This window comes from Halomonas sp. H10-59 (genome assembly GCF_040070555.1).
GTDB classification, from domain to species: Bacteria; Pseudomonadota; Gammaproteobacteria; order Pseudomonadales; family Halomonadaceae; genus Halomonas; species Halomonas litopenaei.
This window is the reverse complement of record NZ_CP098828.1, coordinates 3082251-3107378: the sequence shown is the minus strand read 5'-3', so window position 1 is coordinate 3107378 and position 25128 is coordinate 3082251. Positions and strand designations below refer to the sequence as shown.

26 protein-coding genes are annotated in these 25128 nt (G+C 64.8%); 12 read left to right on the top strand and 14 right to left on the bottom strand.

Annotation, left to right across the window (positions count from 1 at the left end; all coding sequences use genetic code 11):
* Positions 1 to 40: 40 nt before the first annotated feature.
* The 3 genes from NFG57_RS13630 (at position 41) to gloA (ending at position 2940) form a co-directional block, all read left to right on the top strand.
* On the top strand, positions 41 to 607 hold the full coding sequence (locus tag NFG57_RS13630; protein WP_045995064.1) for a tat (twin-arginine translocation) pathway signal sequence: 567 nt from the start codon (positions 41 to 43) through the stop codon (positions 605 to 607).
* A gap of 164 nt (positions 608 to 771) precedes the next feature.
* Positions 772 to 2355 carry a GMC family oxidoreductase gene (locus tag NFG57_RS13625; protein ID WP_348814543.1) on the top strand — a complete coding sequence of 528 codons (1584 nt, stop codon included), beginning with the start codon at positions 772 to 774 and terminating at the stop codon, positions 2353 to 2355.
* 42 nt (positions 2356 to 2397) lie between these two features.
* Positions 2398 to 2940 carry a lactoylglutathione lyase gene (gene gloA / locus NFG57_RS13620; RefSeq protein ID WP_348814542.1) on the top strand — a complete coding sequence of 181 codons (543 nt, stop codon included), beginning with the start codon at positions 2398 to 2400 and terminating at the stop codon, positions 2938 to 2940.
* A gap of 64 nt (positions 2941 to 3004) precedes the next feature.
* Here gloA and NFG57_RS13615 read toward each other — a convergent pair whose 3' ends face one another.
* The 3 genes from NFG57_RS13615 to NFG57_RS13605 all read right to left on the bottom strand — a co-directional run bounded on the left by NFG57_RS13615 (position 3005) and on the right by NFG57_RS13605 (position 5275).
* A complete protein-coding gene (locus NFG57_RS13615; protein WP_124803975.1) occupies positions 3005 to 3919 on the bottom strand; it encodes a complex I NDUFA9 subunit family protein in 915 nt (304 codons plus the stop codon).
* The gene (locus NFG57_RS13610; RefSeq protein ID WP_348814541.1) at positions 3916 to 4596 is read right to left on the bottom strand and encodes a DsbA family protein; all 681 of its coding nucleotides are present in this window, start codon (positions 4594 to 4596) and stop codon (positions 3916 to 3918) included. The genes NFG57_RS13615 and NFG57_RS13610 overlap by 4 nt, the downstream gene beginning before the upstream one ends.
* Before the next feature lie 190 nt (positions 4597 to 4786).
* Entirely contained in the window at positions 4787 to 5275 is a 489-nt protein-coding gene (locus NFG57_RS13605) for an Lrp/AsnC family transcriptional regulator (protein ID WP_197037138.1), read from the bottom strand.
* A gap of 164 nt (positions 5276 to 5439) precedes the next feature.
* Between NFG57_RS13605 and NFG57_RS13600 the strand changes: the two genes are divergently transcribed.
* Positions 5440 to 6363: a DMT family transporter gene (locus NFG57_RS13600; protein ID WP_124803971.1), complete on the top strand. Its 924-nt coding sequence runs from the start codon at positions 5440 to 5442 to the stop codon at positions 6361 to 6363.
* A gap of 89 nt (positions 6364 to 6452) precedes the next feature.
* On the opposite strand, the gene NFG57_RS13595 is transcribed toward NFG57_RS13600, so the two are convergent.
* The gene (locus NFG57_RS13595) at positions 6453 to 7454 is read right to left on the bottom strand and encodes an NADP-dependent oxidoreductase (RefSeq protein WP_108133317.1); all 1002 of its coding nucleotides are present in this window, start codon (positions 7452 to 7454) and stop codon (positions 6453 to 6455) included.
* Between the two features lie 388 nt (positions 7455 to 7842).
* On the opposite strand from NFG57_RS13595, the gene NFG57_RS13590 reads away from it, so the two are divergent.
* From NFG57_RS13590 to NFG57_RS13565, 6 genes are all read left to right on the top strand, one after another.
* A complete protein-coding gene (locus NFG57_RS13590) occupies positions 7843 to 8643 on the top strand; it encodes a FadR/GntR family transcriptional regulator (RefSeq protein WP_045995058.1) in 801 nt (266 codons plus the stop codon).
* Between the two features lie 7 nt (positions 8644 to 8650).
* Positions 8651 to 9691: a TRAP transporter substrate-binding protein gene (locus tag NFG57_RS13585; protein ID WP_348814540.1), complete on the top strand. Its 1041-nt coding sequence runs from the start codon at positions 8651 to 8653 to the stop codon at positions 9689 to 9691.
* 133 nt (positions 9692 to 9824) lie between these two features.
* Entirely contained in the window at positions 9825 to 10439 is a 615-nt protein-coding gene (locus tag NFG57_RS13580) for a TRAP transporter small permease subunit (protein ID WP_124803969.1), read from the top strand.
* The gene (locus NFG57_RS13575; protein ID WP_124803967.1) at positions 10439 to 11743 is read left to right on the top strand and encodes a TRAP transporter large permease subunit; all 1305 of its coding nucleotides are present in this window, start codon (positions 10439 to 10441) and stop codon (positions 11741 to 11743) included. The genes NFG57_RS13580 and NFG57_RS13575 overlap by 1 nt, the downstream gene beginning before the upstream one ends.
* Before the next feature lie 92 nt (positions 11744 to 11835).
* The gene (locus NFG57_RS13570; protein WP_348814539.1) at positions 11836 to 12510 is read left to right on the top strand and encodes a 2-dehydro-3-deoxy-6-phosphogalactonate aldolase; all 675 of its coding nucleotides are present in this window, start codon (positions 11836 to 11838) and stop codon (positions 12508 to 12510) included.
* The gene (locus NFG57_RS13565; RefSeq protein ID WP_348814538.1) at positions 12507 to 13415 is read left to right on the top strand and encodes a 2-dehydro-3-deoxygalactonokinase; all 909 of its coding nucleotides are present in this window, start codon (positions 12507 to 12509) and stop codon (positions 13413 to 13415) included. Before NFG57_RS13570 ends, NFG57_RS13565 begins: the two co-directional genes overlap by 4 nt.
* Before the next feature lie 352 nt (positions 13416 to 13767).
* On the opposite strand, the gene NFG57_RS13560 is transcribed toward NFG57_RS13565, so the two are convergent.
* The 10 genes from NFG57_RS13560 to NFG57_RS13515 all read right to left on the bottom strand — a co-directional run bounded on the left by NFG57_RS13560 (position 13768) and on the right by NFG57_RS13515 (position 22665).
* Positions 13768 to 14076, bottom strand: a complete 309-nt coding sequence (locus NFG57_RS13560; RefSeq protein WP_045995291.1) for a hypothetical protein — start codon at positions 14074 to 14076, stop codon at positions 13768 to 13770.
* Positions 14077 to 14451: 375 nt separating this feature from the next.
* Positions 14452 to 14937, bottom strand: coding sequence for a gluconokinase (locus NFG57_RS13555; protein WP_348816188.1), 486 nt, complete (start codon positions 14935 to 14937; stop codon positions 14452 to 14454).
* 198 nt (positions 14938 to 15135) lie between these two features.
* A complete protein-coding gene (locus NFG57_RS13550; RefSeq protein WP_222516705.1) occupies positions 15136 to 15993 on the bottom strand; it encodes a nitrilase-related carbon-nitrogen hydrolase in 858 nt (285 codons plus the stop codon).
* 60 nt (positions 15994 to 16053) lie between these two features.
* Entirely contained in the window at positions 16054 to 16230 is a 177-nt protein-coding gene (locus NFG57_RS13545; RefSeq protein WP_157033168.1) for a hypothetical protein, read from the bottom strand.
* A 283-nt stretch (positions 16231 to 16513) separates the two neighbouring features.
* Positions 16514 to 17263, bottom strand: a complete 750-nt coding sequence (locus NFG57_RS13540; RefSeq protein WP_045995111.1) for an SDR family oxidoreductase — start codon at positions 17261 to 17263, stop codon at positions 16514 to 16516.
* A 131-nt stretch (positions 17264 to 17394) separates the two neighbouring features.
* Positions 17395 to 18702, bottom strand: a complete 1308-nt coding sequence (locus NFG57_RS13535; RefSeq protein ID WP_348814537.1) for an MmgE/PrpD family protein — start codon at positions 18700 to 18702, stop codon at positions 17395 to 17397.
* 274 nt (positions 18703 to 18976) lie between these two features.
* Entirely contained in the window at positions 18977 to 19870 is an 894-nt protein-coding gene (locus tag NFG57_RS13530) for a glycine betaine ABC transporter substrate-binding protein (RefSeq protein WP_253028862.1), read from the bottom strand.
* Between the two features lie 45 nt (positions 19871 to 19915).
* Positions 19916 to 20647 carry an ABC transporter permease gene (locus tag NFG57_RS13525; protein WP_124803953.1) on the bottom strand — a complete coding sequence of 244 codons (732 nt, stop codon included), beginning with the start codon at positions 20645 to 20647 and terminating at the stop codon, positions 19916 to 19918.
* 4 nt (positions 20648 to 20651) lie between these two features.
* On the bottom strand, positions 20652 to 21812 hold the full coding sequence (locus NFG57_RS13520; RefSeq protein ID WP_108133011.1) for an ABC transporter ATP-binding protein: 1161 nt from the start codon (positions 21810 to 21812) through the stop codon (positions 20652 to 20654).
* Positions 21813 to 21999: 187 nt separating this feature from the next.
* Positions 22000 to 22665, bottom strand: a complete 666-nt coding sequence (locus NFG57_RS13515; RefSeq protein ID WP_045995115.1) for an ABC transporter permease — start codon at positions 22663 to 22665, stop codon at positions 22000 to 22002.
* A gap of 431 nt (positions 22666 to 23096) precedes the next feature.
* Here NFG57_RS13515 and NFG57_RS13510 point away from each other — a divergent pair, with 431 nt between their 5' ends.
* Positions 23097 to 23558, top strand: coding sequence for an SUF system Fe-S cluster assembly regulator (locus NFG57_RS13510; RefSeq protein ID WP_045995116.1), 462 nt, complete (start codon positions 23097 to 23099; stop codon positions 23556 to 23558).
* Between the two features lie 79 nt (positions 23559 to 23637).
* A complete protein-coding gene (gene sufB / locus NFG57_RS13505) occupies positions 23638 to 25080 on the top strand; it encodes a Fe-S cluster assembly protein SufB (protein WP_108450186.1) in 1443 nt (480 codons plus the stop codon).
* The last annotated feature ends 48 nt before the right edge of the window (positions 25081 to 25128 follow it).

Genomic DNA, 25128 nt, shown 5'->3' with positions numbered 1-25128 from the left:
TCGAATCTGAATTCTACGGCCTGGGGCAAGGAGTCCTGCTATGAAGGGTAGCGCTTTTTCTCGTCGTGTCTTTCTCAAGGCCAGCGGTGGTGTGCTGATGGGCACACTGGCGATGGCCTCCGGTCCCATCGCCCTGCTGGCGCCCAGTCGTAGCTGGGCCATGTCCCTTGAAACCCTGACCAGTCGCCAGGGCCAGGTGCTGCTGGCGATGACGCGTCACATCTTCCCTCACCCAGACCTTGAAGACGCGGTCTACGCCCTGGTGGTCAAGAGTCTGGACACCAAGGCCGCCGATCCCCAGGTCGCGGCCCTGGTAGCCGAAGGTATCGATGTGCTCGACCGTGAGGCGGGTGGTGATTGGCTATCGCTGTCGCCGAGCGAGCGTTTCGCCTTGCTGGAAGCGCGGGCCGGCTCGCCATTCTTCGAACTGGTGCGCGGCGACGCCGTCGTCTCGCTCTATGACAACGATCTGGCCTACGCCCACTTCGGCTACGAGGGTGAGGCGGGCAATCCCGGCTACCTGACGAAGGGCTTCAATGACCTGGACTGGCTGCCGGATCCGCCCCGGCCCGAGGGCGGCTACCTGCCCCATGAAGTACCGGGCTGACGCTGTCGCGGCACCGGGTGAGACGAGCGTCGTTGCGAGCTGGCCACAGCCACGGACAACAACAGCCAGCTACAGATAACAACAGACAACAACAGACAACAACAGACAACAACAGACAACAACAGACAACAACTAACAATACGGACCGATGAGGAGACGTCGTCATGGCCATGACCGACAGTCAGCAGACCTTTGCGCTGGACGATGACAGTGTGGTGGTAGTGATCGGCTCGGGGGCCGGTGGAGGCACCCTGGCGAACGAACTGGCCCAGCAGGGCATCGACGTGGTGGTACTGGAAGCGGGCAAGCTGCACACCACCTCGGACTTTCTGGCCGACGAGTGGGGCGCCTTCAACCAGCTTTCCTGGCTGGACCCGAGGACCACCTCGGGAAGCTGGCGGCTGGCACGGGACTTTCCCAACCTGCCGGCCTGGATCGTCAAGTCGGTGGGCGGCACCACGGTGCACTGGGCCGGTGCCAGCCTGCGCATCCAGCCCCACGAGTTCGAGGCCCTGAGCCACTATGGCGCGGTGGATGGCGCTGACCTGCTCGACTGGCCGCTGTCCTACGAGGAACTGGCACCCTGGTACGATCGTGCCGAGGCACGCATGGGGGTGACCCGCACCCACGACAACAAGGGGCTGCCGGGCAACAACAATTTCAAGGTGATGTACGCCGGGGCGCAGAAGCTCGGCTATTCCTGCAACACCGGCCATATGGCCATCAACAGCGAGATCCGCGATGGCCGGGCGCCCTGCCAGCAGCGCGGCTTCTGCTTCCAGGGCTGCAAGACCCAGGCCAAGTGGTCGACGCTCTATACCGAGCTGCCCAGGGGCATCGCCACCGGACACCTGGAGCTGCGACCCGAGTCGCATGTGGCGCGTATCGAGCATGACGACGAGGGTCGTGCCAAGGCAGTGGTCTACTTTGATAGCGAGGGCCGCGAACAGCGACAGAAGGCCCGGGTGGTGGCGGTGGCCGGCAACTCCATCGAGACGCCGCGGCTGTTGTTGAATTCCACGAGCAGTCGTTTCCCCAAGGGGCTTGCCAATGGGGCAGACAAGGTCGGGCGCTACTACATGCGCCATATGACGGGTTCGGTCTACGCCACCTTCGACGAGCCGGTGCACATGTATCGCGGCACCACCATGGCCGGCATCATCTCCGATGAGGCGCGCCATGATCCGTCGCGGGGCTTTGTCGGCGGCTACGAGATGGAGACGCTGTCGCTGGGGCTGCCGTTCATGGCTGCTTTCCTCGACCCCGGCGCCTGGGGCGAGCGTTTCGCCGGCGCGATGGACCAGTATGATCATATGGCCGGGATGTGGCTGGTGGGGGAGGATCTGCCCCAGGCCAGCAACCGCATCACCCTGAACCCGGAGGTGACCGATCGTTTCGGCCTGCCGGTGGCCAACGTGCACTACGACGATCACCCCAACGACGTGGCCATGAGGCAGCACGGGTATCAGCAGGGCAAGGCGCTGTACGAATCGGTGGGGGCACGGGATGTCTACGAGGTGCCGCCCTATCCCTCGACCCACAACCTGGGTACCTGCCGCATGAGCGAGCGCCCCGAGGACGGCGTCTGCAATGGCTACGGCCAGACCCACGAGGTGGCGAACCTGTTCATCTCCGATGGCAGTCAGTTCACCACCTCGGCGTCGGAAAACCCGACCCTGACCATCGTCTCGCTGGCCCTGCGTCAGGCAGAATATATCGCGCAACAGATGGCCGAGCAGGCGATCTGACGCCCCTGAACGACAATCGACCCCTCATCCAAGGAGACCGAGATGGACGACAACTTCCAAGGCGAACAGCACCCCGGCGTGGAGCCGGCCCCCGAGGCCACGCGCGGTTTTCGCCTTAACCACAGCATGCTGAGGGTCAAGGATCCCGAGGTGTCCCTGGCGTTCTATTCACGGGTCTTCGGCATGAGCGTGCTGAGGCGCCTGGACTTCGAGGCAATGCAGTTCTCGCTGTACTTTCTCGCCAACCTCGAGGCGGATGATCAGGTTCCCGAGGACGCCGCCGCCCGCTCCACCTGGACCTTTCAGCAGCGCGGACTGCTCGAGTTTACCCACAACTGGGGCAGCGAGGAGCAGGAAGGGCGGATCTACCACGACGGCAACGCCGAGCCCCAGGGCTTTGGTCATATCTGCTTTGCGGTGCCGGACCTGCACGCGGCGGTGGCCTGGTTCGATGAAAACGACGTCGAGTTCATCAAGCGCCCCGAGCAGGGCAAGCTGAAGGACGTGGTCTTCGTCAAGGACCCGGACGGCTACTGGATCGAGGTGGTGCAGCCGAGCCTGATGGCGAACATGGGCGACGCCTGAAGCGGTTATCTGGCGCCAAGCCCCGGCGGCATCGGGTCGGGCCATCGCGGCCCGTCCGTCGGACTCAGCCCGCCTGCGTTGGCAGGCAGTGCGGCAGGCTGTCGCGCAAGCTGCGCGGATTGAGGCCCAGGTCGGCGAAGCTGCCGACGCCGTTGGCGACCAGGTTGTCCTCGCTGATCAGCCACAGGGTATCGCGGGTCAGCGGCGGCGAGGGCAAGGGCGAAAGGGCCAGTGCCAGGGCGTGCCACAGGGGCAGGGGGACCTTGATGAACCTGGGCTCTCTGCCGAGGTGTCGCGCCACCTGGGTGACCAGATCGCGGTAACGCAGCGGGTCGGGCCCGCCCAGTTCGAAAAGTGCCCTGGGCAGGCTCGCCCGGGTGGCCAGGCGTGCCAGGGCGCTGGCCAGATCACCCACGTGGAGCGGTTGCAGGCGCATCTCTCCGGCGCCAAACAGCGGCACCAGCGGCATCTTCACCAGCCTTGCCAGGGTCGCCACCAGGCCTGACTGCTGGCCATAGAGGGCGCTGGGGCGAACGATGACCGCGCGAGGTATCTCGCCCATCACCGCCTGTTCGCCTCTCGCCCGGGCGCGCACGTAGGGCGAGGGCGAATCGAGCCGGGCGCCGATGCCGGACAGCAGCACATAGCGATCGATGCCCGCCTCCCGGGCGAGCCGCGCCAGCCTGGCGGCGCCCTCGACATGCACCTGCTCGAAGCTGCGCTTGCCACTCTCGCGGTAGAGGCTGACCGCATTGATCACCGCGCTGGCCCCCTCAAGGGCCGCCTTGAGGCTCTCCGGATCCTCGATATCCGCCTGGATCGCCTCGACCGGATCGCCGTCTTCCACCTCTTCCGGAAGTCTCGGGTGGCGGGCCACCACGCGGACTGCATGGCCCGCGAAGTAGAGCTCGCGCACCACGGCAGCGCCGACAAAGCCGGTGCCACCGATCACCACCACCGGACGTGTGCGGTCACTCATGGCGTCCTTTTGCCCTCATGCTGGCGCAGGGCATCCTGCAGGCGTTCCACCGCCAGAAAGAGCTGGCGCCTGGGTTGGGCGCCGGACAGGATGCCGGCGTGTTCGCCGTCGACCAGAAAGCGCAGCGCCGGAACACCGTGAACCCCCAGCGCCTGACCTTCCTCGCGGGAAGCTTGTACCGCCTCGCGGTCTTCACCGGCGGCAAGACTCGCCTCGAGTGCCGCGCCGTCCAGCCCCAGTTGATTGGCGATCTCGGCCAGGGCGCCGGGATCCGACAGGTCCAGGCTATCTTCGAAGAAGCCGCTGAACAGGGCCTTTCGCAGCGCAGCGACCTGGCTGGCTGACGGGGTGTCGCGATAGCGGCGCTCGGCCCAGGCCAGCGTTTCCAGAGCCAGACGCGAGCGTGGCTGGATGTTCGGCTGGTGCATGCTCAGACCTCGCTCCTGAGCCATCGGCAGCACCGCGTCTCGCCACAGCTCGTTCAGGTAGTCGCAGTGGGGGTCGAGGGCAGGTTCCGGCTCGGGGCGCAGCTCGAAGGGGCGCCAGACGACGCGGATGTCATGACCGAACCTGTCTTCCAGCGCCTCCAGTTCGGGCAACTCCAGGTAGCAGAACGGGCAGCGCAGATCGCTGAAGATCTCCAGGGTCAGGCGTGGGGGAGCGGGCGGGGTCGGCATGCAACTCTCCTGGGTGGCGGTACGTGGGCCCGGACGGCAATGGGATCGACCCTAGCTTGACGATTGATGACGCCGAAGTGAAGCGCCGACGTCAGCTAGGCTCGATGCTGGCGAAGCTGCGTCAGCCGTGATCACCGGGTGAGGCGACGTCTGCCTGGTGGGGCTGTGCAGCGGATCCTCGTGTGGAGCCTTACGAATCGTCGTCAGTTGGACGGGCGTCGCGCAGATCCAGGGCGCCGGCGCGCTTGACGGCACGGATGGCAAAGCTCGAATCCACGGTATTGACCATGGGCAGGGTCTGCAGCTGTCGCACCCAGCGCTCGTAGCCTTTCAGGTCGGCGCTGACGATCTGCAGCAGATAGTCGAAGGCACCGGACACGGTGTGGCACTCGATGACTTCGGGCATGTCTGCCACGGCGGCTTCGAAGGCTTCCACCAGGGCGTCCTGGTGGCGGCTGAGCTTGACGTGGACGAACACCGTCAGCCCCAGCCCCAGGCGTTCGCGGTCCAGCTCGGCGCGGTAGCGCTGGATCAGCCGCTGTTGCTCCAGCCGGCGTATGCGCCTGGCGCAGGGTGACGGCGACAGCCCCACCCGCTCGGCCAGTTGGTGGCTGGTGAGTCGTGCATCCTGCTGGAGCAGGGCGAGCAGATGGCGATCGATACGGTCCAGTTTTTTCAACGGATTGGCTCAATCTTGCGGGTCGAAGAAAAATATTGGCATGTCCTGCCAATATGGGTCCAGCGCGTCGTTGTCTTTGCCTGCATTTGCCCGACCGTTGGCGGCAGACTGAGGGTCAGCAGGGGGCTCGTTCAGGCGCCCATCGAACCTCACGGAGTTCTTTCATGTCGTCTTCCTTGACCCAGGTGGCACCGCTTGTCGCCTCTCCCCGGCGCGCCCTGTTGGGGGTCGCCGCTGCGCTGGGGGCGGTGCTGATCTGGTCGTGCTACTTCCTGTCGCTGCGCCAAGGGGCGCTGTCACCACTGGGAACGCTCGACCTGACCCTGTTTCGCTACGCCGTGCCTGGCCTGGCGCTGCTGCCGTTGGCGCTGCGTCGGCGCCAGCGTCTGCTGGCGGTCAACCCGGTGTGGCTGGTCGGCATGATGGCAGGCGCCGGCATACCCTTCTTCCTGCTGGGGGCGGTGGGCATGGGGCTGGCCCCGGTGGCCCACGGCAGCACCCTGATACCCGGGGCAGCGCCGCTGTTCGTCAGTACCCTGGCGGTTTGGGTCTTCGCTCAGCCGTTGTCGCGGGGGCGTGCCGCCGGACTGGTCGCTATTGGACTCGGCGTCGTCTGCCTGCTGGCGTCCGGGGGACAGGGCTCGCAGAGCCTGCTGCTGGGGCAGGGCATGTTCCTGCTGTCCAGCGTGATGTGGGCGGTGTTCACCCTCAGCGTGCGTCAGAGCGGTCTGTCGGCGCTCGAGGCCACGGCGGTGGTCACGGTGCCCAGTGGACTGGTCATTGTGCTGACGGTGATCGGGCTCGAGGCGAGCGGGGCGGGGGGGCTGTCCCTGCATCTGGTGCCCACGAAGGAGTGGCTGGTGCAGTTGGTGGTGCAGGGCATCCTGGTGGGGCTGGGGTCTGGCCTGCTGATGGGCGTGGCGATTCGACGGCTGGGGGCCGAGGCGACCTCGGCGCTGGGCTCGCTTACCCCGGTGGCGGCCACGGCGCTGGCCTGGTGGGCGCTGGACGAGACGATCGGTGGGGTCACGGCGGTGGGCATGCTGATGGTGGTGTCCGGCGTGATGATTGCCAGCCGTGGCCGTTGATGGCGCGGCGGTCATTCGAGCAGTGCTGAACCAGAGACACCGCCCGTAGGCGGTGTCTGGGTCAATCGTCCAGCAAGGGCAATCAGCAATCAGCCCAGGCGCACCAGCATCTTGCCGGTGTTGGCCCCCTTGAATAGGTCGAGGAAGGCTTCCGGCGTGGCCTCGAGGCCCTCGCGCACGGTCTCCTGGTAGTCGATCTCGCCGGCCGCGACCTTGGGACCGACGTCCTTGAGAAAGGCCGGGTAGTTGTCCCAGTGCTCGAACACGATAAAGCCCTGCATGCGCGCTCGGCGAATCAGGATCATCGCCAGGTTGGCCGGTCCCGGTGCCGGGCCTTCATCGTTGTAGCGGGAAATCATGCCGCACACGGCGATGCGGGCGCCGACCCTGAGGTTGTTCAGCGCGGCTTCCAGGCAGACACCGCCGACGTTTTCGTAGTAGACATCGAAACCGTCCGGGCAGGCCTTGGCCAGATCCTCGCTGAGGGTGGCGGCGTCCTTGTCGCGGTAGTCCACCGCGATCACGCCCTGGGACTCGAGCCAGTCGCGCTTCTTCTGGCTGCCGGCCAGGCCGACCACAACACCACCCTTGGCCTTCGCCAGCTGTACCGCCAGAGAGCCCACCGCGCCGCTGGCGGCGCTGACCAGCACATTGTCACCCTGCTGCATCTCGGCGATGGCATTCAGGCCGGTCCAGGCGGTCATCCCCGGCATGCCCAGCACGCCCAGGTAGGCCTGTTCCGGCACGTCCAGATCGGGCAGGGCGGTCACGCCGTCGGCGGGCAGTTGGGCCACGTCTCGCCAGCCACCCATGTGGCTGACCTTGTCACCCACCTTGAAACGATCGTCACCGGATTCGATGACCTCGCCGACGGCGGCTCCTTCCAGCGGTGCCTCGAGCTCGAAGGGTTCGATATAGGTGGTGACACCGCTCATGCGCCCACGCATGTAGGGGTCCACCGACAGCCAGCGATTGCGGATGCGCACTTCACCGTCAGCCAGCGCCGGCAGGTCCTGCTGCTTGAGCTTGAAGACGTCCTGGCTGGGGGTGCCGGTGGGATACTCGCTGATGGTGTAGTAGTTCGACTGCATCATGGCTCCTTTGCGTGATGAACCGGAAGTCGATTGGCTGTCGTTCCGGAGAGTGCGAAGCGTGGCCGAGGGTCGCTCGGATTCACGCCTCGCTCCGTGATCATCGATAGGTGTACGGTCGCCACAATAGACCAGTCGGTCTGTTTCGTAAAGGGGGCGATTGTCTTCCTGGGTCCGAGGTCTATTCACTACGACTGTGCCGAATCAGCGAGGTTCCCCGAGGAGCGCCATGGACAGGGCGTGGCGGCAGGGCGCTACCCAATCATGACTAAAGTCTAAAGGCGTTTGAAACACGTTTTCGTCAAGCTATGTCGGACATAGCCTGTAGCACCGTCCGACACACGGCGCTACATGTCCGATTTCTCTCGTTCCCTGTATGGATGGCTCCATGTCGGCAAGTTCCACTTCCACGCGTCGCGCGCGCCCGGACATCGCCGATGCCCTGGCCGAGGCGATCTTCGCCGGTGAGTATGCGCCGGGGGACTTCCTGCCCAGGGAAGTGGATCTGTGCGAGCGCTTCGAAGTCAGTCGCTCCACCGTGCGCAGTGCGCTGCAGGTGCTGGTGGCGGCGGGCATGATCACGCGAATCTCGGGCCAGGGATCTCGGGTACAACCGCTGGAGGGCTGGCACCTGCTGGACCCCAGAGTCAGTGGCTGGCTGGCGCGCTTTGCCCATCCCAATCCGGTGATCCAGCGCGAAGTCTTCGCCTTTCGCGTGGCGGTGGAGCCCTTTGTCGCCCGTCTCGCCGCCGAGCACGCCACCGCCGCCGATCTGCTGGCCATCGAGACGGCCTATGAGGGCATGATCGAAGCGCTGGCCAACGATGATCTACGCTTTGATGGCAAGAGCCACGACGAGTATGACGTGGCGTTTCACGAGGCGATCTTTACCGCTTCGCACAATCTGGTGTGGGCCCAGATCAGCCACGTTCTCAAACCCGCCATCGCGCTGCTGGTGGAACGCTCCAACCACAGCGCCGACAGGCTCAACGACAGCATGGATCGTCACCGCCGGGTGATGGAGGCGATCCGGCTTCGCCAGCCGCAGGAAGCCGCCCGAGCGGCTCTCGCGGTACTGGAGCGCACCGGGCAGGACCTGGGTCTCGAAGGGGTGACAAGGTCGCCCGCCACGATCGAGACCACCTTCGACGCTCCCGAATTCCCTGCAACTCGCCAACAAGAAGGATGAGATTCCCATGATGGCAAGCACCAAGCTCAAGTTCTCTGGTTCCACGCTCACGACGTTGGGCGCGGCGATCCTCGCGGCAACGGCGACCTCTGCCCAGGCGGCCGAGTACGAGTGGACCTTCCAGACCTCCGAGACCGCGGGTGAGCCGCAGTTCGAGATGAAGAAGGCCTGGGCCGACAACGTCGAGACCATGTCCAACGGCCGCATCTCCATCGAGATCCTGCCGGTCAACGCCGTGGTCCAGGCCAACCAGACCCTGCAGGCCGTGCAGTCCGGCATTCTTCAGGGCCACCTGACCGACCCGAGCTACTTCACCGGCCAGAACCCGGCCTTCGGCATGATCGGCAACCTGGTAGGCGCCTGGAGCGATCCCTACGACTTCCTCGACTACATGAACAACGCCGGTGGCGAAGAGCTCTACAACAAGCTGGTCGAACCTTACGGCGTCCACCTGATCGGCGCCGCCGCCACTGGCCTCGAGTCGCTGCCGTCGACCAAGCCGGTGCGCTCCATCGACGACATGCAGGGCCTCAAGCTGCGTGCACCCGAGGGCATGGTCTACAACATCTTCGAGGCCGCCGGCGCGACTCCGGTCAACCTGCCGGGCTCCGAGGTCTATACCGGCCTCGAGAAGGGCGTCATCGACGCCGCAGACTACACCGTGTTCGCCACCAACCAGGCCCAGGGGCTGCACGAGTTCGCGCCGTACCCGCTGTACCCGGGCTTCCACTCGCTGCCGATGGTGGCGGTGTCACTCAACAAGGACGTCTGGGACAGCCTCTCCGATGACCTGAAGGGCATCCTCGAGACCTCGGTCGACGCCCTGGCCTACGAGATGGTGGCTGAGCTCAAGACCCGCGACATGGAAGCCGTGCGCGAGGCTCGCCAGAACCCGGATATCGAGATCATCGACCTGCCGCAGGAGGAGCGCGTGGCGTTCCGCAATATCGCCAAGCAGGAGTGGGAGAACTGGGCCGAGAAGAACGAGATCACCCAGGAATTCTACGAGTCAGTGGTGGCCTACCTCGAGAACCACAACCTGCTGTAACCCTCGCTGGCGTACGCCAGTGGAACCCGGGGCGGTGCCGAGGCACCGCCCCCTCCTTTTCATCTTGCGATGTCCGCGCCCGTTGGGGCGATAGATCTCGGGCGTCGCGATACATCAATGTCGAGGATGTCTCATGAGTGACGAGACACGTGCAGGGCCTGGGCCCGACCCATCACCCGATCCGTCAACGGACAAGACGCCCGAGCGTGCCCCCGATGTGGTGCGCAGTCGGTTCGACCGTGGCGTGGTCCGGGTGGCCCAGTTCGCCGCCTGGCTGGTGTTTATCGCCATGGCCATCAGCGTCTATGAGGTGATCATGCGCTACGGCTTCGGCGCGCCCACCTCCTGGGTCCACGAGACCGTGGTCATGCTGGTGGCGGTCAGCTTCTGTCTCGGCGGCCCCGCCGCGCTGGCCTCCAACCGCCACATCCGGGTCAAGGTGCTCTACGACGCCGTGGGCCCGAGGTTCCGGCTGTGGCTCGACCGCTTCAATGACCTGGTCACCTTCGGCTTCTGCCTGGGCATGACCTACGCCGCCTGGGTGATGTTCTACGGCGCCTCCCACAACCCCCTCGGCGAGTGGCAGCTGGAGCGCTCCGGCACCTCCTGGAACCCGCCGTTCCCCGCCCTGGTCAAGGGCATGATCCTCGCCGCGGTGGCGATCATGTGCGTCCAGGCGCTGATTCACCTGATCCAGTCGATCAAGGGCAAGCCCGCCCCCGACGCACCCGAAGGAGGCGCTGACTGATGAGCATCGCAGACGGAACCCTGCTGCTGGTCGGCGCCATCTTCGCGCTGCTGGTCACCGGCCTGCCGCTGGCCTTTATCACCGGCCTGGTGGCGCTGGCCTTTACCTTCGGCTGGTTCGGCCCCAACGCCCTGCCGCTGGTGACCAGCCGGGTCTACGGCTTCGTCACCGAGTACTCGCTGGTGGCGGTGCCGATGTTCGTGCTGATGGCCTCGCTGCTCGACCGATCGGGCATCGCCAAGGATCTGTTCAACGCCATGCGGGTGTTCGCCGGGCGACTGCCCGGGGGCGTCGCCGTGCAGACCGTGGTGGTGGCGTTCTTCCTGGCCGCGCTGTCCGGCATCATCGGCGGCGAGATCGTGCTGCTCGGCATCCTGGCGCTGCCGCAGATGCTTCGCCTCGGCTACGACAAGCACCTGTCGATCGGCGTGGTCTGCGCCGGCGGGGCGCTCGGTACCATGATGCCGCCGTCCATCGTGCTGATCATCTACGGCCTGATCGCCAGCGTCTCCATCGCCGACCTGTTTACCGCGGCGATCACCCCGGCGGTGATCCTGATGCTGTCCTACATCGGTTATGTGCTGGTGCGCTGCCTGCGCAACCCCGCCATGGGCCCGCCGATGAGCGAGGAGGACCGCAACGCCGGCTTCGCCTCCAAGGGCGCCGCGCTGCGCTCGATCATCGTGCCGGCGCTGATCGCCTTCATGGTGCTGGGCTCGATCTACGGCGGCGTGGCCTCGGTCACCGAGGCGGCGGCCATGGGCGTGTTCGGCGTGCTGCTGGCGGTGCTGGCCCGGGGCGAGTTCTCGTTCTCGATGATGCACCAGAGCCTGTCCCAGACCCTGGTGACCTGCGGCATGATCATCTGGATCGGCATCGGCGCCGCCGCCCTGGTCGGGGTCTACAACCTGATGGGCGGCAACCGCTTCATCTCCGGCATGATCATGGATCTGGACGTCTCGCCCATCGTGATCATCCTGGTAATGATGGCGATCCTGATCGTGCTCGGCATGTTCCTCGACTGGATCGGGGTGGCCATGCTGACCCTGCCGATCTTCGTGCCGATCATCGTGCAGCTGGGCTACAGCCCGATCTGGTTCGGCATCCTGTTCGCGGTGAACATGCAGGTGTCCTTCCTGTCGCCGCCGTTCGGTCCCGCGGCCTTCTACCTGAAGGGCGTGGCGCCACCGGAGATCAGCCTCAAGGACATCTTCGTCTCGGTGCTGCCCTTTATCGCCCTGCAGCTATGCGTACTCGCGGCGCTGCTGGTGTGGCCCGAGATGGCCATGTGGCTAGTCAACTAGGTCTGAACCCTGACGGCGAAGGGCGGCAACAGCCGCCCTTCGCTTTATCATGGGGCTGAGTTTTCCTTCTTTTCGACTTCGAGGACTTTGCGATGAACGACGCTCAACGTCGCGTGCTGGACGCTGCCATGGCCGAGACGCCGCTGGTGGCGATCCTGCGTGGTATCACGCCGGACGAGATCGAGCCGGTCTGTCACGCCCTGGTCGAGGCCGGTTTCCGGCTGATCGAGATTCCGCTCAACTCGCCTGAGCCCTGGGTCAGCATCGAGCGCGCCGTGGCCTGTTGCCCCGACGACGTCTTGATCGGTGCCGGCACGGTGCTCGACGAAGACGATACCGCTCGGCTTGCCGAGCTCGGGGCGCCGTTGATGATCACCCCCAACACCGAGGCCAAGCTGGTGGCGCTGGGCGCCGAGCGTGGGCTTGCGCCGATGATCGGCTGCATGACCCCGACCGAAGCCTTGGCCGCGGCGCGGGCAGGGGCGACGGCACTCAAGCTGTTCCCGGCGGCACGCCTGGGCACCGGCTACTTCAAGGACATCAGTGCGATCCTGCCCAAGGGCCTGCCGGTGCTGGCGGTGGGCGGTATCGATCGCTCCAACATGGCCGAGTGGCATGCCGTCGGCATCGCCGGCTTCGGTTTCGGCAGCAACCTCTACAAGCCCGGACGCAGCGCCGCCGAGGTGGGGGAGATCGCCCGCGAGCTGGTGGCCGAATGGCAGCGTCTGGCGGCTGACCAGGCAGGCCAGCAAGGGGGTGGCGCATGAGCCGGCGGCTGATCGCCATTGACTGGGGAACCAGCAACTTTCGGGCCTTTCTGGTGGACCGCGACAGCGGCGAGTGTCTCGATAGCGTGCGCTCGGATGCCGGGCTCAAGTCGTTGAGCACGGAAGAATTCCCGCATTACTGCGAGGCCCAGGTCGGGGCCTGGCGTAAGGGCGGTGAAGTGCCGGTCTACCTGTCGGGCATGGTCGGCTCCGCTCGCGGCTGGAGCGAGGCACCGCAGCTCGAGGTGCCGCGTTCGGCCTCCGACCTGGCCGACAATGTCGTAGCGGCGCCGGGGCTGGACAACGCCTGGATCGTGCCTGGCCTCAAGGTGGTGCGCGAGGATCACGTCGACGTGATGCGCGGCGAGGAGATCCAGGCCTTCGGCGCACTGGCGCTGCTGGGCTTGTCCGCCGGGGTCTGCTGTCTGCCGGGCACCCACAGCAAGTGGGCCCGTCTGGAAGGAGAGCGGCTGATCGACTTCTCCACGGTGATGACCGGCGAGCTCTACCATGCGGTGCGGTTTCATACCCTGCCGGGAGAGCCGGCCAGGGCCAATGACGCCCACGACGCCGATGGCTTTGCCCAGGGGCTGGCGGCAGCGGACCATCCGGCGGGCTTGATGCACGCCTTGTTCGAAGGCCGAAGCCGCCACCTGTACGCAGGGCTTGGCGCCCACCAGGTGGGCAGTTTTCTGTCCGGGGTGCTGATCGGTGCCGAAGTGCTAGCCCAGCGCGAGCATCTGCTGGACCACCAGGGCGCGGTGGTACTGGTCGGCTCGTCCAGTCTCAATCCGCTCTACCGCCAGGCGCTGGAGCGCCAGGGCATTCGCGTCGAGGAAGTCGACAGCGACAAGGCCACCCTGGCCGGGCTGGTTGCCTTGGCTGAACGCCACCGCGCGGGCTGATTGACTGGGCCAGGTCACCAGGGCTGAATTACCCAGGCCTCGTCACCCAAGCCTAGTCACCAGTGTCTTGATCATCGGCGTCATGTCATCAGCGATGATATCTGCACGCCAGCGGTGGGGAGGCGAGGCCGAAGCCTGGGAGGTGGCCCAAATGGGCCATCACAGGCATCAAGGACCGGTGACCGATGCAGTTTCTCGACGGTCCTTGATGTCCGCTGGTGCTTGATGCCTATCTAGACTGCTTTCAGGTGCCAGGTGCCAGGTGCCAGGTGCCAGGTGCCAGGTTTCAGGTACCAAGAACCAGGCGATTACCAGGTACGGCGTGGCCATATCAAGGCGCGGCCGCCAGGATTCAGGACGGGCGGAACTCGCCACTGGCGGTGGAGGACAGACCGTCAAAGGCACCATGACCGACAAAGGTCATGTCGTTGAAATCCAGCACGTAGCGCAGCGCCAGCTGTTGCTCCTCGAGTCCGTAGACGAAGATCCGGTGCTCATCGACCGGGGTCGCCAGGTAGGCGGAGCTGATGTCCTGAGCTTTCTGGGACGGTGAATTGCCGCCCAGGCGATGGCGCATGCGGGTGGCATTCTCGAAGACGACGCCCCAGGTGGTGCCGTCACAGTTGAATTCAAACGTCTTGCCTACCATTGGATCTGTCATGGGAGCCTCCTGTCTGCTGATATCGACGCGCTGGCCAACTGTACTGACTCATCAGTAACGTGCCGTCCGATAACGTGCTGACGAGTTACGTACTGACCAGCGACGCGCTGATGTCGACGTTCCGTTGTCGACGGCCGGTTGTTGCCGCGATTTGCCGGGATGCGGTTAACGCTGTTCGCCGTCGGTGCTGGTGGTCGACCAGAGTTGCAACATGACGACTTGGTGACAATTCTACGGACTTCATTACTGCTGCGTGGGCGAGAAACTTTGCCTTCGCGCTATCACCGATAAAAAAGCTGACAGCAGCCTGTCAGGAAAGGGCGACTCCGAGGTCGGGTCTCACTGCGACAGGTCGTTCAGCGCTGGCATTCAGGACTATCGACGGCTCGCCAGCTGTGCCAGGAAGTTATCGATGATGGCATCGGGGGGCATCTGGATATCGCAACGGATGGCCTCGTCATCACCTGGCATTTCCAGGGTGGCGAGCTGACTCTTGAGCATATGCTCGCCGGCGAAGAAGTGCTGTCCACGGCTGTTCAGCCGCTCCAGCAGGACCTCGTAGCTGCCATGCAGATAAAGAATCTCAAGCGCGGGTGCTCCTTCACGCAGCAGGTTACGGTACTGGCGCTTGAGCGCCGAGCAGCCGATGACAAGCGATTGTCCCTGCTGCTGATGCTCCCGGTAGAGCCCTGCCAGGGTGGCAAGCCAGCCCTGCCGATCCTCGTCGGTGAGCGGTTCTCCGCGGGACATCTTGGCGATGTTTTCGGGGCTGTGATGGTCATCACCGTCGATAAACAACGCGCCGGTTCGTTCGGCCAGCAGTTTGCCGATATACGATTTTCCCGAACCGGACACGCCCATGACGAGCAGGCAAGAAGGAGAGGAAAGGCCGCAGGATCGAGACGATGTTGTCATAGGTGGCGCCGAAAATTGTCTGCAAGATGGAAGCGTTATCCTAGCATTTTCACCTTGAGAATTCTCGGCGCCGGGCGTCTCGATACCGTTGTCGAAAGCGCTGTCGATACCGGTGTCGAAAGCGCTATGCGAACCAGCGCTGTATCAGCGATAGCCGCTCATCAGTTCGCGAATCAGGGGGCTGTCGGCGTCACGCAGGGTCGGCAGTTCGAAGCGTGCCCTGGCGATGGCGGTACGCGACAGTTCGGCGCAGATCAGGGTCTCGCGATCCTCGGCCTCGGCCAGGCTCTCGCCGCGTGGCCCGAGGATGCGCGATCCGCCCCAGAAATGGCTGTCGCCTTCGGGTCCATAGCGGTTGGCCATCAACACCGGCGTGCCATAGGTCATGGCGTAGAAGCGCACGTTGAGTGCCCAGTTTTCCTCGTTGGAAAAGTCCTCGGAGACGATGCCGGAGGCCGAATTGATCGGTGCACACAGTACCGTCGGCCGTGCCAGCAGGGCGGCATGCACCAGCGCCGGATTCCACAGGTCGGCGCAGATCATCGAGGTGGTGCTCCAGCCGGGGCGCACCGCCACCTCGGTCAGCCTGGCGCCATGGCTGAACCACTTGCCTTCCTCGAGTCCGCCGTAGGTGGGCAGGTTGAGCTTGCGATGCACCGCCGCGATGCGACCGTCCTGGAGGATCGCCAGGGCGTTGTAGATCTCGCCGGGGCTCGCTTCCTCGACGAAGCCGACGATGACCTGCATGCCGGCGGCCGCCTTGGCCAGCTGGACCAGCCGCGGGTCTTCCGATGGCATGGCCACCTCCAGCACCCGCGGGCCCAGGCCATAACCGGTCAATGAGAGCTCGGGAAAGACCAGCAATTCCACGCCACGACGGCGGGCGTCATGAATCACGTCGAGGTGATGGGCGAGATTGGCCTCGACGTCACCAAGGCGCGCGTTGATCTGGGCGCAGGCGACCTGTAGCTGGTCCTGATGCTGCTTGGCCTGATGCTGCATTGCTGGAATTCCTGAGGGTGGGGGCAGGGCGCCACAAGGTGCCGCAATTTGCCCGGCGGATCAACGTTCCTCACTGCTGTCGCTGTTGTCTCTGCTGCGCCCGGGCGTTGCGTCGCGGGGGGTACCGCTTTCCTGGGGCGGCTGCAGCTTGCGCTTGAGCAGGCGAAAGCCAATCCAGTGGATGACGGCAAGCCCGACGAGGACCGCGGCGATAAGGAGATAGAAGCGAGTGTCCATAGAAGGGGCTCCGTTTGAGGCCCCGGACCGCCCGGGGCCGAAAAAATGCCTGACAGCAACATCTTCTATACGTCAAAAAGACAGACGGCGAGGCGACCTGGGTCAAGCGCCGACGAAACCAGGCGCTTGTCAGACGAGCCCTAGGCGCTGTCCGAAAAGTCGACGAGCGAAGGTTAGACAAGGCAAAAATCGGTGAGAAAGCGCAGTTTACGAGGTGTAAATGAGCATTTTGATCCGATTTTTAACGCCGTATTAGCGAGCGCAGGCACTTTTCAGACAAGCCCTAACGACCTCCGGCGGGGTCGATAAAGGACCCCGTGACATAGGAGGCCGCGTCGGACAGCAGCCAGACGATGGCCTCGGCGACCTCTTCCGGGCGACCGGCACGCCCCAGCGGACAGCCCGGCCCGAGTTCAGCCAGCCGCTCCGGTCGACCCGCCCGGGCATGGATATCGGTCTCGATCAGCCCTGGACGTACGGCATTGACGCGAATGCCACGGGGGCCCAGTTCCTTGCTCAAGCCGATGGTCAGGGTATCCAGTGCGCCCTTGCTGGCGGCGTAGTCGACGTACTCGTTGGGTGAGCCCAGGCGAGAGGCCATGGAGCTGACGTTGACCAGGGCGCCATGGTCGACCAGAGCGCGCGCGGCTTCCCGGGCGACCAGCAGGGCGCCGAGCACATTGGTATCGACCACCTGACGCAGGCGCTCCACTGACATATCCGCCAGTGCCATGGAGGGCGCCACGATACCGGCGTTGTTGACCACCCCGGTGATCGGGCCCAGACGTTGTCGCGTGCTGGCAAACAGCGCCATCACCTGGGCCTCCTCGACCACGTCGGCCTGAAGGGCAATGGCGCCGTCTTCGCCGGTCAGCGCCTGACAGGCTGCCAGGGTGTCCCGGGCGGCAGCGTCATCGCTGCGGTAGCTGAAGGCGACTCGCGCACCGGCACGGGCGCAGGCCAGGGCGGTGGCGCGGCCGATGCCGCGGGAGCCGCCGGTGATTAAGATGACGTCGGAAGGGGCGAAAGGCATGTCGAATCCTCGGGTAGCGGTCTCATCTGCCTATCCTTGGCGCTTTCACTGCGCTTGTCACCCTTGCCACCTTTGTCACCCATGGCACCTTTGTCACCTCCCGTCATGTTCGACGCCCTGGGCTCACGCGTTCAAGGTTGTCCCAGCAACCTCAGCAGATCGCCGATGGGGCGTGTTTCCAGGGTGCCGACGACCTCCTCGATCTCATTGGCGCGTGCGCCCAGCACCGGGCTTGCCAGGGCCTGAAACTTGGCCGCGATCTCGTCATCGCTCAGCGGATTGTGAGGATTGCCGCGGGCTTCCATGGCAGGGCTTTGAATACGGCGGCCATCGCGCAGGTGCAGCGTAGCGCTGGCCCAGCGCTCGGCCGGAAAGCGTGCGTTGTAGTCATCGCATTCGGTGATCGTCACCCGCCGTGACAGCGCCACGAGTTCGTCGTCGCAGAGATCCCGGCTGATGGCGGCGACGTCGATGGTGCCTCGATCGAGGGCGCAGGCGACCGACCAGGGCAGGCTGTACTGGGCCTGTTCGGTCGTGGTCGGGGCGATGGTATGAAGGCGCCTGGCTTCGTGGAAGGTGGTGATCTCGATGCGTTCGATGTTCTCCACCTGGCGTTCGGCGGCGGGTATGGCGAGTACCGCCTCCACCGCCGGCTGGGCCCAGCGGCATACCGGATAGGCCTTGAAGTACTGCTGTGACAGGTAGTCGCGCCGTCCCAGATCGCCCCAAACTGCGGATTGCTGCTCATCGCACAGGGTCACCGCCGGGGCTCCGGTGAAGCCGTCCTCGGCCAGCAGCGTGGCCGCGACGCCGGCCTGGGCACCCCAGCCGGAGCCATCCTTGAGCATGGTGGGGTGATCGATGCAGCGCATCATCTGGCTGCGCGGGCCATAGAATTCGGCGATGCCGAGGGCGTGTTCCAGCTGGGCCGGGGCGAGGCCCTTGAGGCGCGCGGTCACCGCTGCCACGCCGAGGGCATTCCAGGCCCCTGAGGTGTGGTAGTCGGGGCTCGAGGCGTGCAGCGCGATGCCGGCCCGGGTGGCGATCTCGTAGCCCATCGCCAGCAGGCCGAGAAAATCCCTGCCGCTGACCTGCTCGATCTCGGGCAGCGCCAGCAGTCCCGGCAGGATGGCGACGCCGGCGTGGCCCTTGGTCAGCACCTGACCGTCGTGGGCGTCGAGTGCATCGATCAGCCAGGCACCGTGCAGGGCGACGCCGGTAGCCGACGCCGTTGACGACGCGAACAGCAAGGGGCGATCACCCGCGTGCTGCACCCTGACGTAGCGGCGTGCGTGCTCGGCCAGGGCAGTGTCGGTGGCGCCGGCGGCGACGCCGATCAGGTCGACCAGGCAGCGCTTGGCGTGGCGGCACTGAGCGTCATCGAGGCGGTCGAGGGGAGACGTGAGGATCCAGTGGATGACGTCCCGGGAAGTGCTCATGGGGAGGTCCTTTGTCGAACAAGGGGAGCAGCAAGGGAGGAGGCAGGGCGAGCGGTTGTTGCTGGTTGAGTGCCCGGTTGCCGCACGCTGGCGAGCTAGGGCTTGTCTGAAAAGTGCCTGCGCTCGGTAATACGGCGTTAAAAATCGGATCAAAATGCTCATTTACACCCCGTAAACTGCGCTTTCTCACCGATTTTTGCCTTGTCTAACCTTCGCTCGTCGACTTTTCGGACAGCGCCTAAGAAAAAGGCCCCCGAACGGGGGCCTTGAAGGGTCACAGCAGTTCGTTGTCCTCGAGGAAGGACTCGGCGACGTCCTCGATGGTCTCGCGCTCGACGTCCACTCGGGCGTTGAGGCTCGCCATGGTGTCGTCATCGAGCAGCGCCGACAGCGCGTTCATCTGCTCTGCGAGCTCCGGGTTGGCGTCCAGGGTGTCCTGGCGGACCACCGGGGTCAGGGCGTAGGCCGGGAAGAAGCCCTGGTCGTCTTCGAGGATCTGGAAGTCGAAGGCCGGCACACGACCGTCGGTGGCAAACACCAGGCCGATATCGACCTGGCCGTCGCGCAGCGCCTGATAGACCAGGCCGGAGTCCATGCGCTTGACGGCGCCACGTTCGACGCGGAAGTCGTAGGCGCGCTGCAGCGGACGCCAGCCGTCTTCGCGGGCGTAGAATTCGGCGTTCATGGCAAAGGCAAGCTCTTCACCGTCATTCACAGCGGACGCCAGGTCGGACAGCGTACTGATGCCCGTTTCCTCCACGCTCTCGGCGCGCATGGCCAGGGCGTAGGTGTTGTTGGCGGCGGAAGGCTCGAGCCACACCAGGCCCTTCTCGCCGTCCAGTTCCTTGACGCGCTGGTAGGTCTCGTCGGCGGACAGCGATTCGGTGACGTCGTTGTAGTTGATCAGCGAGGTGCCGGTGTACTCCCAGTAGAGGTCGATCTGGCCGTTTTCCTGAGCCTGGCGCAGCACCGCCGAGCCCATGCCGGCGCGGGTGTCGACGTCGTAGCCGAGCCCGTCCAGATACTGGGTGGTCATGCTGGCCAGTAGTTGCTGCTCGGTGAAGTTCTTGCCACCGATCACGATCTCGTCGGCACTGGCGGTCGTCGTGGCGGTAGCCGTAGCGGTAAACAGGGCCAGGCCGGTCAGGGTGGTCATCAGGGTCTTCATGCGAATATCTCCTTGCAGGGTGTCGTTGTTGGAAAGCCGAGGTGTTCAGGCCCGCGCCGGATTGACGCCGCGCGGCACCACGATGAAGGCCACGCCGGCCACCAGGGCGTCCACCAGGATCGCCAGCAGGGCGGTGGGGATGGCCCCGGACAGCATCATGATCGGATCGTAGAGATCGATGCCGGTGAAGATCAGCTCACCCAGTCCGCCTGCGCCGATCAAAAAGGCCAGGGGCACCGTGCCGACGTTGATGGTCAGGGCGGTACGGATACCGGCGAAGATGACGTAGAGGGCATTGGGCAGTTCCACCTTGAGCAGGCGCTGGGTCGGTGACATGCCGATCCCGGCAGCGGCCTCCTTGAGCGCCGGCGAGACGCCCTTGAGTCCGGCGTAGGTGTTGCGCGCGATGGGCAGCAGGGTGGCCACGAACAGGCCAAACACCGCCGGCACGGTGCCGATGCCGAGAAAGCTCATGGACAGCGCCAGCACCGCCAGGGTGGGGATGGTGGTGCCGACGTTGAGCACCTGCATCATCGATTCCGCGGCCTTGGCCATGCTCGGGCGCGACAGCCACACCCCCAGCGGGATCGCGACCAGGATCGCCAGGCTGCCCGACAGGAAGGTCAGCCACAGGTGCTGGACCACCAGATACTGGACGTCGGGCAGGTACCACAGGAAGTCATCGATGGCGCCGCTGGCCTGGGCCCATACCCCGAGCAGGAAGATGGCAATCAGGGCAAGGACGAGTCCGGCGCTTTTCAGGCTTCGAATCAGCATCGGCTCACTCCTTGGGCTCGGCGGCCACGGCGGACGTCTCGCGCTGCTTGGTACGGAAGCGGGCGCCCAGGTGGTGGGTCATGGCGCGCTGGGTGATCTGCCCGCAGACGCGGCCCTCCTCGTCGACGCAGGGCAGCCAGGTGATGTCCTGGGCGAACATCAGCGAGGCCACCTTGCGCAGGTCGTCGTCGAGACTCACCGTGGCCGGCACGTTCTGGAAGTGGTCGCGGCAGTAGCCCTTGGTGGTGCGGGCCAGGGAGCGGCTGATCAGGCCCACCGGCTGGCGCTTGTCGTTGATCATCAGGATCGAATTCTGGTAGCCGAAGTCGTCGATGCGTGCGAGCGCCGTGGTCAGGGTGTCCTCCGGCTTGACGGTACCGATCTCATCGCTGACCACTTCGGCGACCTTGACCAGATTCAGCCGCTTGAGCGCGCGGTCCTCGCCCAGGAAGGACTCGACGAAGGCATTCTTCGGCGCCGCCAGCAGGTCGTCGGGGGACGAGTACTGCACCAGCTTGCCCTCACGGAAGACCGCGACCCGATCCCCCATCTTGATCGCCTCGTCGATATCGTGGCTGACGAACATGATGGTCTTCTTCAGGTCCTGCTGCATCTTCAGGAATTCATCCTGGATCACCGCCCGGTTGATCGGGTCGATGGCGCCGAAGGGCTCGTCCATCAGCATCACGGGGGGATCGGCGGCCAGTGCCCGGGCCACACCGATGCGCTGCTGTTGACCACCGGACAGCTCGGACGGATAGCGCTTGAGAAAGGCGTCGGGTTCCAGCGCGATCATGTGCATCAGCTCGCGGGCACGCTCCTTGTAGCGCGCCTTGTCCCAGCCCAGCAGCTTGGGCACCACCGCGATGTTCTCCTCGATGGTCATGTTGGGGAACAGGCCGATCTGCTGGATGACGTAGCCGATGTTGCGGCGCAGGTCCTGGGTGTCCATGCCGGTGGTGTCATCGCCATTGATGAACACCTTGCCGGAGGAGGGCTTCACGATCCGGTTGATCATCTTGAGGGTGGTGGTCTTGCCGCAGCCGGAGGGGCCGAGCAGGATGCAGATCTCGCCGCTGGGGACCTCCATGTTGATGTGGTCGGCGGCGACGACCGCGCCCTTGGGCGTATCGAAGACCTTGGTCAGGTTTTCCAGACGAATCATGAGCAAATCCTTGTATGCAAGTCGGCGTCGGCGAGCTCCGGGTCGTCGATGGGCGTCGACGGTGCCGCTGTCGAGGCGGCGGCTCACCTGTTGTCGTATCGACGTTCCGGCTGCGCTCGGGCGGTGTGGCGTACAGGACGCCAGCCGCCGCAGCGGCATTTCCGCGTCGTTGCCGGAACACAAATGATCAGGCGGCGTTGGCGGCGCCTTCCATGCCCTTAGGCGTGAAGCGCTTCTGCACCGCCAGCAGGCCGTAGTCGACGATGATCGCCAGCAGGCTGACCGCCACCGCGCCGACGATCAGCTGGCGCGGGTCGGACTGGGAGATACCACGGCTGATAAAGGTGCCGAGACCGCCAGCGCCGATATAGGCGGCGATCGCCATGACGCCGATATTGAGCACCACGGCGGTGCGCACCCCGGCCATGATCACTGGCACCGCCAGCGGGATCTCGACCATCCGCAGGCGCTGTCGGTGGCTCATGCCGATGCCACGGGCAGCCTCGCGCAGGGCCGGGTCGACGTTGTTGATGGCGGTGTAGGTGTTACGAATGATCGGTAATTGGGAGTACAGCAGCACCGCGATCACCGCCGGCAGGTAGCCGATGCCCTGACCGATCAGCGACAGCACCGGAATCATGATCCCGAACAGCGCGATGGAGGGCACGGTGACGATGATCGACGCTGCGTAGAGCACCGCCTGGGCGACGCGCTCGTTGCGGGTGATGGCGATGCCGATGGGCACCCCGGTGAGGGTGGCGATGCCGACGGCAACGCCCACCAGCGAGATGTGCTCGAGGGTCCGGGACAACAGCAGGTCGGCGTTGTCCAGGGCGTACTGAATCAGTTCCAAGGCAATAGCTCCTGTCGAGGCCTCGCGGCGGGGTGAGTCGGGCCTGTGAACGACCCTGGGCCAGGACACACGTCATCGGCTCGGCCTGACAAGAGGCGAGGCGTTGCGTTCACTGGCCGTTGATACGGCACAAGCTTAGCAGAATGAAGTATCTATTTGGTTTGATCATGAATGACGATCTGCAATGACGGGAATTGATGGATCTGATGCTTGGGGGGTGAGGCTGTCAACCCGGACGCATAGTTAAAGTAAATGAGAATGATTGGTTTTATTGTGTCTATCGGCGGCGATCGTGCCGAGAACGTGAGGACTATCGACGTGATAGATGTGTGCCGCTCTTCACATGGAGGTTATACAGGACTAAAATGGTCCCCAATCGAAGCAGGGGCTGAGCCCTGCACCGACGAGGGGAACTCCCCGAGGAGATGGGCATGCTGAAGCTTTCCCGGTTGACGGACTATGCGGCGGTGGTGATGGCACAGATCGCACGTCACCCCCAGCAGCCGCACGCCGCCGGAGAGCTCGCCGAAGCGGTGCAGTTGCCTCACCCCACGGTGAGCAAGACGCTGAAGATGCTGGTGCGCGCGGGACTGCTGGTGTCCCGGCGCGGCGCCCAGGGTGGCTACTACCTGGCGCGTCCTGCCTCGGAGATCACCGCCAGCGACATCATCGCGGCCATCGAAGGGCCGGTGGCGGTGACCGAATGCAGCCACGCCGATGGCGAATGCGACCTGGCCTCCACCTGCGGGGTGGCCGACAACTGGCAGCGAGTGTCGCTGGCGATCCGCGAACTGCTCGACAGCATCACCCTGGCGCACCTGGCCGACAGCGCGCCGCTGAAGCTGCCGATTCGCCTGCCGATCCAGAGCATCAGCCTGGCGGCGGAAGCCTGACCAGCGCCTCATCGACATCGACTTCATTACCCTGGGCGGGTAACGCCCGCCGACCGAACCGTCCGGGAGGGGACACATCATGGCAAGTCAGGAAATGGAACAGCTCGTCCGTCGCGAATATAAAGAAGGATTCGTGACCGACATCGAGAGCGACACGATCCCGCCGGGGCTGGATGAAGACACCATCGCCTTCATCTCCAAGAAGAAGGGTGAGCCGCAGTGGATGCTCGATTGGCGCCTGGACGCCTACCGTCAGTGGCTGAAGATGACTGCGCCGTCCTGGGCCCATCTGGACTATCCGCCCATCGACTACCAGGCGATCTCGTATTTCAGCGCGCCCAAGCGCGAGGAAGACAAGCCCCAGAGCCTCGACGAGGTGGACCCCAAGCTGCTCGAGACCTACGAGAAGCTGGGCATCCCGCTGCATGAGCGTGCGGCCCTGGCCGGCGTCGCCGTGGACGCGGTGTTCGACTCGGTGTCGGTGACCACCACCTTCAAGGACAAGCTGGCCGAGGCCGGCGTGATCTTCTGCTCCATCTCCGAGGCGATCCGTGACTACCCGGAACTGGTCAAGCAGTACCTGGGTACCGTGGTGCCGACCAGCGACAACTACTTTGCCGCGCTCAACTCGGCGGTGTTCACCGACGGCTCGTTCGTGTTCGTGCCGGAAGGCGTGACCTGCCCGATGGAGCTGTCCACCTACTTCCGCATCAACGCCGCCAACACCGGCCAGTTCGAGCGCACCCTGATCGTGTGCGAGAAGAAGGCCCAGGTGTCCTACCTGGAAGGCTGCACCGCACCGATGCGCGACGAGAACCAGCTGCACGCTGCGGTGGTGGAGCTGGTGGCGCTGGAAGACGCCAGCATCAAGTACTCCACGGTGCAGAACTGGTATCCGGGTGACGAGGACGGCAAGGGCGGCATCTACAACTTCGTCACCAAGCGTGGCGACTGCCGTGGCGACCGTTCCCACATCAGCTGGACCCAGGTCGAGACCGGCTCTGCCATCACCTGGAAGTACCCGTCCTGCATCCTGCGTGGCAAGGACTCCATCGGCGAGTTCTACTCGGTGGCGGTGACCAACGGTCGCCAGCAGGCCGATACCGGCACCAAGATGATCCACCTGGGCGAGGGCTCCAAGTCCACCATCGTCTCCAAGGGTATCTCCGCCGGGCGTTCCAACCAGTCCTATCGTGGTCTGGTCAAGGTCGGCCCGCGGGCCAAGGGCGCGCGCAACTTTACCCAGTGTGATTCGCTGCTGATCGGCGATACCTGCGGTGCCCACACCTTCCCGTACCAGGAGATCGGCAACTCGACGGCCACTGTGGAGCACGAGGCGACCACCTCCAAGATCGGCGAGGATCAGCTGTTCTACTGCCAGAGCCGCGGTATCTCCGAGGAAGACGCGGTCAACATGATCGTCAACGGCTTCTGCAAGGACGTCTTCCAGGAGCTGCCGATGGAGTTTGCGGTCGAGGCAGAGGCGCTGCTCAACGTGACGCTCGAAGGCGCGGTGGGCTGACCCCCGGCGCTACATTCCACCCTTATTCGTTTTTCTCCCGCCGCCCGG